8 protein-coding genes are annotated in these 10508 nt (G+C 61.2%); all 8 read left to right on the top strand.

The window, feature by feature from the left end; translation table 11 throughout:
* Positions 1 to 403 precede the first annotated feature (403 nt).
* The 8 genes from dnaA (at position 404) to AMA01_RS13075 (ending at position 10454) form a co-directional block, all read left to right on the top strand.
* On the top strand, positions 404 to 1768 hold the full coding sequence (gene dnaA / locus AMA01_RS13040) for a chromosomal replication initiator protein DnaA (protein WP_082744194.1): 1365 nt from the start codon (positions 404 to 406) through the stop codon (positions 1766 to 1768).
* A 219-nt stretch (positions 1769 to 1987) separates the two neighbouring features.
* The gene (gene dnaN / locus AMA01_RS13045) at positions 1988 to 3112 is read left to right on the top strand and encodes a DNA polymerase III subunit beta (protein WP_067851657.1); all 1125 of its coding nucleotides are present in this window, start codon (positions 1988 to 1990) and stop codon (positions 3110 to 3112) included.
* A complete protein-coding gene (gene yaaA, locus AMA01_RS13050) occupies positions 3112 to 3342 on the top strand; it encodes a S4 domain-containing protein YaaA (RefSeq protein WP_067851658.1) in 231 nt (76 codons plus the stop codon). Before dnaN ends, yaaA begins: the two co-directional genes overlap by 1 nt.
* Positions 3323 to 4438 (top strand): DNA replication/repair protein RecF, encoded by a 1116-nt coding sequence (gene recF / locus AMA01_RS13055; RefSeq protein ID WP_067851660.1) that lies wholly within the window; start codon positions 3323 to 3325, stop codon positions 4436 to 4438. The genes yaaA and recF overlap by 20 nt, the downstream gene beginning before the upstream one ends.
* A 78-nt stretch (positions 4439 to 4516) precedes the next feature.
* On the top strand, positions 4517 to 6430 hold the full coding sequence (gene gyrB / locus AMA01_RS13060) for a DNA topoisomerase (ATP-hydrolyzing) subunit B (RefSeq protein ID WP_067851662.1): 1914 nt from the start codon (positions 4517 to 4519) through the stop codon (positions 6428 to 6430).
* 55 nt (positions 6431 to 6485) lie between these two features.
* Positions 6486 to 8945 (top strand): DNA gyrase subunit A, encoded by a 2460-nt coding sequence (gene gyrA, locus AMA01_RS13065; RefSeq protein WP_067851664.1) that lies wholly within the window; start codon positions 6486 to 6488, stop codon positions 8943 to 8945.
* 218 nt (positions 8946 to 9163) lie between these two features.
* Entirely contained in the window at positions 9164 to 9952 is a 789-nt protein-coding gene (locus tag AMA01_RS13070) for a GNAT family N-acetyltransferase (protein ID WP_067851666.1), read from the top strand.
* Positions 9953 to 10073: 121 nt separating this feature from the next.
* On the top strand, positions 10074 to 10454 hold the full coding sequence (locus AMA01_RS13075) for a cytidine deaminase family protein (RefSeq protein ID WP_067851668.1): 381 nt from the start codon (positions 10074 to 10076) through the stop codon (positions 10452 to 10454).
* Positions 10455 to 10508 lie beyond the last annotated feature (54 nt).

Genomic DNA, 10508 nt, shown 5'->3' on the forward strand with positions numbered 1-10508 from the left:
TGTTCAATTCTCCACTATCCACATGTGGACAACTGCGTCCCACCCATGCATTCTTCGCCCGCGAATGCCCTCATCATCCACAAGCCTGTCCACACGTCAACAGCCTGTGGATACCTCGGCATGTGGATCCGTGGATCCTGTGGAAAGACGTTTTTCGACATTGCTCGACGCGCCGGATCCTGCTATGATCTGCGCTATCCGTTATCCACAACCGAGCCTGTGGAACTCATTCATCCACAACCTTATCCACACCCTGTGGACAACGTTTCCCACAGCTTCTGCACATGTGGATTTTCATGATTCACAAGTCCACAGGTGACATCGACGACAACCCGAACTTCCTACGTTCGTCATACTCCCGCGTGCTGTGGACAAGTTCTTTCAACACTAGGGGGAACCTTTTGTGATGAGTACCAAAGTCGATCCGACCTACGACGCGCTGTGGAATCAGGTCCTCCAGATGGTTCAGGATAAGGTCTCCGGGCCCACCTACAGCACCTGGTTCGAGGACACCCACATTGTCCGCATCGATGAGTCGGACCAAACGGTGTACGTCTCTGCGCCCTCTGTATTTGTACGCAACTGGCTGTCCGAGCATTACACATCGCTCGTGGAGACGCTCATGATGACGCTCATGGACCGAGAGTACCGCGTGCGGTTCGTGACGGAGGACGACGCGCATCCCCCAGCCGTGACGGTCCGCCGCTCACCCGAACCCATCGCGCTCGAAGAGGAGTCCGAGACACATCTGAATCCCCGCTATACCTTCGAGTCGTTTGTCATCGGCGCGGGGAATCGCTTCGCACACGCCGCGTGCCTTGCCGTTGCGGAGCGTCCGGCGAACGCCTATAATCCACTCTTCATCTACGGCGGCGTCGGCCTTGGAAAGACGCACCTCATGCATGCGATTGGTCACTACGTTCGCCAACACTATCCGGATTTCAAAGTGAGCTACATATCGTCCGAACGCTTCACCAACGAGTTCATCGCGGCCATCCGCGACAAGAACCCTGACTCTTTTCGCGCTCGGTATCGCACGGTCGACGTCCTGTTGATTGACGACATTCAATTCATTGCGAATAAGGAACAGACGCAGGAGGAGTTCTTCCACACGTTCAACAGCCTGCACGAGGTGGGAAAGCAAATTGTGATTTCGAGCGATCGGCCGCCGCGGGAGATACCCACGCTCGAAGATCGCCTGCGCTCGCGCTTCGAATGGGGACTTATTACGGATATCCAACCGCCTGACCTAGAGACGCGCATCGCCATCCTCCAGCGCAAAGCCAAGGCGGATGGCCTGGAAGTCCCGGTGGACGTTCTGTCCTTCATCGCCAACCAGATCGACTCGAACATTCGCGAGCTGGAGGGCGCGCTCACGCGCGTGATTGCATACTCCTCGCTGGCGAAAGAAGATCTCAGCGTGCCGCTCGCGGAAGAGGCCCTCAAGGACCTCATCCACCCGAACCGCCCCCGCTCCGTGACGGTGAGCCACGTGCAGAAAGTGGTGGCTGATCACTATGGACTCAAGGTTGACGACCTGAAGGGAAAGAAGCGCACGCGCAACATCGCGTTTCCGCGCCAGATTGCGATGTACCTCACGCGCGAACTGACGGATCTGTCGCTGCCTCGCATCGGAGACGCATTCGGTGGACGAGATCACACAACCGTCATGCACGCTTGCGAACGCGTCCACGAGGAAATGATGAGGGACGACGACCTCCGCGCGACCATCGACAGGCTCAGCCAGGCGATAAGAACGCTCATATAAACAACTTGTCCACAGGTGGAAAGCGAGATTTGGCGCACTTATCCACAAATTTATCAACAGGCTGTGCATGAATGTACCGGCGGGATCGACGGGTTGTCCACATATCCACCGCCCTGATCATGATCATGACGATCAGGATCCTTCCTTCTTCTCCTCCTGATCCTATGGGACGGCCATGAGGACACGAACGCCGAGATGCACAGGGAAGGGAGTCGACGCATGGAATTCTCACTCCAAAAACAGGCGCTCGCGAACGCCCTGCAGATCGTCTCCAAGGCCGTTGCCGTGCGAACCCCAAAACAGGTGCTGATGGGCATCCTGATTGAACTTCACGAGGATGAAATGATCGCCACCGCGTACGATCTCGAGCTGGCGATTCAGACGCGCGTCCCCGTCGGCGATGACACTGGCCTGCGCGTGCAGCGGACGGGCGCCATCGTGCTGCCTGCGCGATACTTCGGCGATATCGTGCGCAAGCTCCCGGATACCGAGATTCATATGCGCGTCGACGCCAACTATATGACCGAAATCTCAGCGCAAAGCGTGGAGTTTCATCTTCACGGCATCGATGCGGAAGAGTTCCCGGAACTGCCGAACTTCATGGGCTACGAGAGCATGCACATTTCCGCCGGCACCCTGGAGAAGCTCATCGAATCCACCGTCTTTGCCGCGGCCACTTCCGAGGTGCGCCCCGTCCTGACCGGCGTGTCCATCACGTCCGATCCGACACATCTCACGTTCATCGCCACGGACGGACTCCGGCTCGCGCAGCACCGCGTGCCACATGCGGATTTGCCTGAGCGCCAGGTGGTCATCCCGGCGAAGTCGCTCTCCGAGCTCTCGAAGATTCTCCCCGAGGACGAGACGCCAGTCGAAATGGTGCTGACGCCGAGCCATGGCCTCTTCGTCATCGGACCTACGCGCTTCTACACCCGGCTTCTCGAGGGCACGTATCCAGACACCTCGCGCCTCATTCCACGTTCGGCGCGCACCCAGGTGGTGCTGGAGAGCGATGCGTTTCTCAATGCCATCGATCGCGCCGCGCTCATCGCGCGTGACAAGGACAATCACATGGTGCGGCTCGAACTCACGGGGGAGACCATCACGGTCACCTCGCACTCCCCGGAGGTCGGCAACGTCTCGGAAACGCTCCATGTTCTGCGCAAGGAAGGCGACGATCTGCAGATTGCCTTCAACGGTCGATACGTGATTGAGGCCGTGCGCGCCTTGGACGCCGCGGAAATCGCGATTCGCTTCAACGGGGCTAACCAGGCCTTCGTCCTTGAGCGAAGTGGCGATCCGTCCATGCTACAGCTCATCTCGCCGATTCTCTGGAGGTCGTGATGGACATTCAGATTCATGGGGAATACATCACGCTGGGGCAACTGCTGAAAAAGGCGCAGATTGTGGCATCGGGCGGAGAGGTCAAGTCGTTGCTCGCGGAAGGCCGGGTGCTCGTCAACGGCGCGGTTGAGACGCGGCGAGGGAGGAAACTGCGCGACGGAGACGAGGTCCTGGTGGAAGGCGCTGCGTATCGCGTGGTGAGTGAACCGGATGGACATCCGCCGCGTTGAACTGAGCAACTTTCGCAACTACCCGACGGCCGAGATCGAGTTGTCCCCTGGGGTGAACGTGCTCGTCGGCGAAAACGGCCAGGGAAAGACGAACGCGATGGAGGCGATGTTGCTCATCGCTGTGGGCAAATCGCACAGGGCTCATCGCGATCGCGACCTCATTCGCTGGGAACAGGACCGTGCACAGATCATTCTGGAGGCCTCGACTCGGTACGGAGACCGGCGCCTGAAGCTGGAACTTGGACCGGATGGGCGCAGAGCGTTCGTCAATGGCGTTCAGGTGGGGCGGATGACGGAGTTTGTCGGTCAGGTGCAGGTGGTCCTGTTTGCGCCCGAGGACCTCGATCTCGTCAAGGGCGGTCCGCGCATTCGGCGCCGGTTTCTCGACACGGAACTGGGACAGATGGAGCCGTTGTATCTTCATCACCTGAGCCTGTACAATCGCGCGGTGCTTCAGCGCAATCGCTGGCTCAAATCGTCCTCTCTCGCGCCCGATGACGACATGCTGGCCGCCTATGATGGACAGCTGGCGCTTCATGGGGCGCACGTCATTCATCGGCGTCTGCGCTTTCTCGAGCGGCTGCGCAACTATGCCGCTCGCATCTACAGCGATATCGCCAGCGGCCGGGAGACATTTTCACTCGCGTACCGAAGCTCGGTGTCAGGGCTTGCGGAAGGCATGACCGTCGAGGAGATGGGAGCCTTCATCGAGCGCGCGCTTGAACGGAGTCGCGCACAAGACTTGCGGTTCGGCACGACGAGCGTCGGCCCGCACCGGGACGACATTCTCCTCTTTCTCGACGGCCGCGAGGTGCACACAGCGGCCAGTCAGGGACAGCAGCGCACCATCGCGCTCTCGCTTCGGCTCGCCGAGATCGACTTCATGCATGAGGAGCTCGGCGAGTATCCCGTGCTGCTGCTCGACGACGTGTTGTCGGAACTCGACGATCTCCGCCAGCGCAACCTCGTGCTCGGCATGAGCCGCAAGGTGCAGACGGTGATCACCACGACGAGCTTGAATCGGCTCGGCCAGGAGCTGGACGATTTCCGGCTGTTCCGAGTTTGTTCTGGTATAATAGCCGAAGAACGCGTCTGAAGTGCGGTAAACTCGGCGATCCTGAGAAGATGGACGCCGAGCCGCTTTTTGTTGTGTTCGGAGGCGGAGGGAATTTCTTTGGCGGATCGAATACCGGAACAGGTGTACGACGAATCGCAGATTGAGGTCCTGGAAGGGCTCCAGGCCGTGCGCAAGCGGCCTGGCATGTATATTGGGTCGACCAGCGCCAAAGGTTTGCACCACCTCGTGTGGGAGATTGTCGACAACGCGGTGGACGAGGCCCTTGCCGGGCGATGCACGCGCATCGTGGTGCAGGTGCATCCGGACAACAGCGTGACGGTGACAGACAACGGGGCCGGGTTTCCCGTGGGCATTCACCCGAAAACTGGCAGGCCTGCGGTGGAAACGGTGTTGACGACGCTGCACGCGGGCGGCAAGTTCGGCGGCAAAGGGTACAAGGTCTCGGGCGGCCTGCACGGGGTGGGCGCGTCGGTGGTGAACGCTCTCTCTGAGTGGTTGCGCGTCGAGGTCCATCGCGACGGCCACATTTATGTGCAGGAGTACGAGCGCGGCACGCCGCTCTACGACCTGAAGGTCATTGGCACGACGGACAAAACAGGCACGAAGGTCTCGTTTAAGCCGGATCCGGAGATCTTCACCGAGACGACGGTATTCTCTGCTGAGACGCTCGCGAATCGCCTGCGCGAACTTGCCTTCCTCAACGCGGGGCTTGAGATCGTGTTCGAGGACGAGCGCGAGGGTGGCAAGCGCGCGGTCTTCAAGTACGATGGCGGCGTGGCGGAGTTCGTTCGCTGGCTGAATCAGTCGAAGGACGTGCTGTTTGACGATCCCATCTACGTCTCTGCGGTGAAGGACGACGTGGCGGTCGAGATCGCCCTCCAGTACAACGACGGATTCAGCGCCACGGTGTATTCGTTCGCGAACAACATCAACACGGCGGAGGGCGGCACGCATGAGGCCGGCTTCAAGAGCGCGCTGACGCGCGTGATCAACGACTACGCCCGGAGGTTCGGCATGCTGAAGTCAAACGACAACAGCATGACGGGCGACGACGTCCGCGAGGGACTTACCGCCGTCGTGAGCGTCAAGGTTCCTGAGCCGCAGTTCGAGGGCCAGACTAAGACGAAGCTTGGCAACAGCGAGGTCCGCGGTATTGTCGAGACGCTGTTCGCCGAGCGGATGCAAATCTTCCTGGAGGAGAATCCGTCCATCGCGAGGAAGATTGTGGACAAATGCATTCTCGCTGCCAGGGCTCGCGAGGCGGCGAGGCGCGCGCGCGAGTTGACGCGCAGCAAGAAGATGGACGTGACGAGCCTCCCCGGCAAGCTGACCGATTGCGGCTCGAAGGATCCGGAGCGGTCGGAGTTGTTTCTCGTCGAGGGAGATTCCGCGGGCGGATCGGCCAAGATGGGACGAGATCCGCAGACGCAGGCGATTCTGCCGCTGCGGGGGAAGATCATCAACGTCGAAAAGGCGCGCCTGGACAAGGTCTTGGCGAACGAAGAAATCCGCGCCATCATCACCGCGTGCGGCACGGGGATTGGCGACGACTTCGACATCTCGAAGGCCCGCTATCACAAAATTGTCATCATGACGGATGCCGATCACGACGGGAGCCATATTCGCATCCTGTTGCTCACGCTCTTCTACCGGTTCATGCGGCCGCTCATCGACGCGGGGTACATCTACATCGCCCAGCCGCCGCTTTACAAGATCGAGAAGGGCAAGGTGGTGCGGTACGCCTATTCCGATGCCCAGCTCGAACAGATCCTGCAGGAGATGGGCCGCGAGGGCGTGCGACTGCAGCGGTACAAGGGGCTCGGTGAGATGAACGCCGACCAGTTGTGGGAGACGACGATGGATCCGGAGTCGCGCACGCTGCTCCGCGTCACGATGGAGGACGCGATGGACGCGGACATGATCTTCAGCATCCTCATGGGCGACAAGGTCGAGCCGCGGCGGGATTTCATCGCGGAACACGCGCGATTTGTCCGCAATTTGGATGTCTGACACGGGCACACGGGCGCCGCTTGGCCCGGGTGGAATCAGATGAGAGGTGGCATGCATGGCAGACGAGAGCAGCTCTCGCGGCATTATGCCGGTGGATATCAGCCACGAGCTGCGCAATTCGTTTCTTGATTACGCGATGAGCGTCATCGTCGCCCGGGCCATTCCGGACGTGCGCGACGGCCTGAAGCCAGTTCACAGGCGCATCCTGTACGCGATGTACGAGGCGGGCATGACGCCGGACAAGCCGTACAAGAAGTCATCGCGCATCGTCGGCGACGTGCTGGGTAAGTTCCACCCGCACGGCGACGCCGCGGTGTACGAGGCCCTGGTGAGGCTGGCGCAGGACTTCTCGACGCGATATCCGCTGATTGACGGACACGGAAACTTTGGGTCGATCGACGGGGATGCGGCCGCGGCCATGAGGTACACCGAGTCGCGCATGTCCGCCATCGCGCTCGAGCTCCTGCGGGACATCAACAAGGAGACGGTCGACTTTGTTCCGAACTACGACGAGCAGGAAGAAGAGCCCATCGTCCTCCCGTCCCGCTTCCCGAACCTGCTCGTCAACGGGTCGAGTGGTATCGCCGTCGGCATGGCCACGAACATCCCGCCGCACAACCTGCGCGAGGTGATCGATGGCGTCGTCATGCTGATCGACCATCCGGATGCGACCATCGAGGACCTGATGACGGTCATCAAGGGCCCGGACTTCCCGACGGGTGGCGTGATCCTGGGCCGCGACGGCATTCGCAAGGCGTACGAGACAGGCCGCGGATCCATCACAGTGCGCGCGGTCACCCATTTCGAGGAGCTTTCCGGCGGCAAGACGCGCATCGTGGTGACGGAGATCCCATATCAGCAGAACAAGGCGCGCATCGTCGAGAAAATTGCGGAACTCGCGCGCGAGAAGAAGATCGACGGCATCACGGATCTCCGCGACGAGAGCGATCGGCGCGGCATGCGCGTCGTGATCGAGCTGCGCCGCGATGTGCGCCCGCAGGTGGTGCTGAACAACCTGTTCAAGCACACGGCCCTGCAGACGAGTTTTGGTGTCATCAATCTGGCACTCGTGAACGGCGAGCCGAAGGTGCTCACGCTGCGCGAGACGCTCGTGCACTACCTGAATCACCAGCGGGACGTCGTCCGACGCAGGACGCAGTACGATCTCGCCAAAGCCGAGGCGCGGGCGCACATCCTGGAAGGTCTGCGCATCGCGCTCGATCACCTGGACGAGGTCATTTCCCTCATCCGAAGCTCGCGCACCGTCGACGAGGCGCGCCAGGGACTCATCTCGAGGTTCGGCCTTTCGGAAGAGCAGGCGCAGGCCATCCTGGATATGCGCTTGCAGCGGCTGACGGGCCTCGAGCGGGAGAAGATTGAGGCGGAGTATCAGGAGTTGCAGCAGCGCATCGCCGAACTCAAGGCCATCCTGGCCGATCCGAAGCTCCTGGACAACGTCATTCGGCAGGAGATCCTGGAGATCCGGGAGCGGTTTGGCGACGAGCGGCGCACGCGTATCGTCAATGCCGAGGGCGAGATCAGCGAAGAGGACCTCATTCCCGTGCACGACGTCGTGATCGCCCTGACGCACCGCGGCTATATCAAGCGGCTGCCGCTGTCGACGTACCACAGCCAGCGCCGCGGCGGCCGGGGAATGACGCTGATCAACGCCCACGAGGAAGACTTCGTCACCGGGCTGCACGTGACGTCGACGCACGACTATTTGCTCTTCTTCACCAATCGCGGGCGTATGTATGCCATCAAGGCCTACGACGTGTCGGAATTTAGCCGGCAGGCGCGCGGCACGCCGATTGTGAATCTGCTCAACGTGGAGCAGGGCGAGAAGGTCACCGCGATGATCCCGGTGAAGTCGCTCGATCCGGCCGAGATCGGCGACACGCACCTGTTCTTCGCCACGCGCCATGGCATCGTGAAGAAGACGCCGCTCGCCGAGTACTCGAACGTGCGCAAGAACGGGCTGATTGCCATCAACCTCCGCGACGACGACGATCTCGTCGGCGTGAAGCTGACGGACGGGAAGAAGGAGATCATGATGGTCACGCGCAACGGGCTCGCCATCCGCTTCCCGGAGACCGATGTGCGCCCGATGGGCCGCGCCGCCACCGGTGTAAAAGGCATCTCGCTCAGCGCAGGCGACGAGGTCATTGCCATGGATGTGGCGGAGGACGATCACGACGTGCTCGTCGTCACCTCTCGCGGCTACGGCAAGCGCACGCCGGTGAGCGAGTATCGCGCCCAGTCGCGCGGCGGCAAGGGCATCAAGACGCTTAACTGCACGCCGAAGAACGGCAACGCCATCGAGATGTGCATGGTGACAGAGGACGACGACGTGATGATCGTGACGCAGGCCGGTGTGGCCATCCGCATCCACGTCCGCGACGTCTCCACGCTGAGCCGGAACACGCAGGGCGTGCGGCTCATCAACGTCGATGAAGGCGTTGAGGTGGCCTCCGTCAGCCGCGTGGTCAAGGATGACGACGATTCAGAGGAGTGAGCGGATGGGGCGCGCTGGATTGACGCGCCCCCGTCTGTTACGATGCGATTGGAGGAGGCGGTTTCCGTGCAGAACGCGTTCTGGGACTTTCTGATTCATACGAGCGCGATGTTTCTCGCCTTCGCGACGTTTGTGGGACTTTGCTTCATCGTGGTGAACGCGATCGTCAAAGAGAAGTAAGGCCGTGAGGCGCTGGTCGAGACGAGGAGAGTGACCGCATGTTCCGCAGGCTGACAGCGTCCGATCACGATCGCGTCGTCGCCTACTTGTCCAAGCGACCGGCGCTTCACACGTTCCTAACAGGTGACATCGAGCGGTACGGCTACGACGCGCCCTTTCAAGAGGTGTACGGATACCTGTCCGATGGGAACGTGAGCGCAATCCTCTTGCGCTTCTACGGAAGCTATATTTTTTCGTCCGAGGGTCCCGCGGGTGTGGCCGAGGTCGTGCGCATGCTCCAGTCGAATACGGCGTGGTCGATGGTGCAGGGGGATTCGGTGTCGCTCAGCCTGTTGCAGGACGTGGGAGGATTTCAACCGCGGTTCGTGCGGGAGTTCGCGTTTGCCGAACGTCCACCGGGCGCGCCGAGGCCTTTCGTCGACACCACAGGAGTCCATCAGGCGACGGTCGATCACGTCGGCCAACTGTGGCAGTTGCGAAAGAGCATCGCAGAGTTCGCCAATAGCAACACGACCGAATTGTCGCTGCGCCAGTCGTTTGAAGCGGGAGACACGCTGTGCTTCTACGTCCCCGGCGAGCGCGGCGAGATGGCGGCTTCTGCGAGCGCGGTGGCTGAGAACACGTGGACGGCGATGGTCGTCGGCGTTTGCACACGTCCTCTGTACCGGGGACTGGGCTATGCCACGCGGTGCGTGGCCAAGCTGTGCGACGTCTTCGACGAGCGCGGCAAGACGCTCTGTCTGTACTACGACAATCCCAATGCCGGTGGCATCTATCGCCGCCTTGGTTTCGCCGTGACGAGCGGTTGGACCCAGTTTTTCAGATAAGCTGCCGGTTTTCTCGGGTTTTCGCCCAGGTTCGGCGGGGCGAAGGATGGGCCGTGATCGCAGGGAAAACGGATTCAGCTTTGCCCGGATTCAGCTTCGACCGTGGAATGGAGGCGCGCCGGTGACGTTTGATGAACTCATCGCGAGAGCGCAATCCGTGTATGGGTTTCGGCAACTGTCGCCGGAGGCGACGGCGGGATCCGTGGCGGCAGCGCTCGAGACGGACGAGGGACACGTGTACGTGGGCGTGTGCATCGACACGGCGTGCTCGCTTGGCTTCTGCGCTGAACATGCGGCCGCGGCTGCCATGATCACGGCCGGGGAAAACCGCATTGTCCGCATCGTGGCGGTGGGACGCGACGGCCGGATCTTACCGCCCTGCGGGCGCTGCAGGGAATTCATTCGCCAACTTCATCCCGATAACCGGGAGGCTGAGGTGATGGTGGCGCCGGGCGTGATTGTGAGGCTGGGAGAGCTTCTTCCCCACGATTGGCTCGCGTGATGGCGAAGGCGGTCACAAATGTCATGGAAGGAGGAGTCGCCCACAGATACGGAC

The sequence above is a fragment of the Alicyclobacillus mali NBRC 102425 genome, from assembly GCF_001570745.1.
GTDB classification, from domain to species: domain Bacteria; phylum Bacillota; class Bacilli; order Alicyclobacillales; family Alicyclobacillaceae; genus Alicyclobacillus; species Alicyclobacillus mali.

Excerpts from the sequence above, each read along its gene's own strand:
- dnaN (WP_067851657.1), top strand. The coding sequence starts at position 1,988 with ATGGAATTCTCACTCCAAAAACAGGCGCTCGCGAACGCCCTGCAGATC.
- recF (WP_067851660.1), top strand. The coding sequence starts at position 3,323 with ATGGACATCCGCCGCGTTGAACTGAGCAACTTTCGCAACTACCCGACG.
- gyrA (WP_067851664.1), top strand. The coding sequence starts at position 6,486 with ATGGCAGACGAGAGCAGCTCTCGCGGCATTATGCCGGTGGATATCAGC.
- yaaA (WP_067851658.1), top strand. The coding sequence starts at position 3,112 with ATGGACATTCAGATTCATGGGGAATACATCACGCTGGGGCAACTGCTG.
- AMA01_RS13070 (WP_067851666.1), top strand. The coding sequence starts at position 9,164 with ATGTTCCGCAGGCTGACAGCGTCCGATCACGATCGCGTCGTCGCCTAC.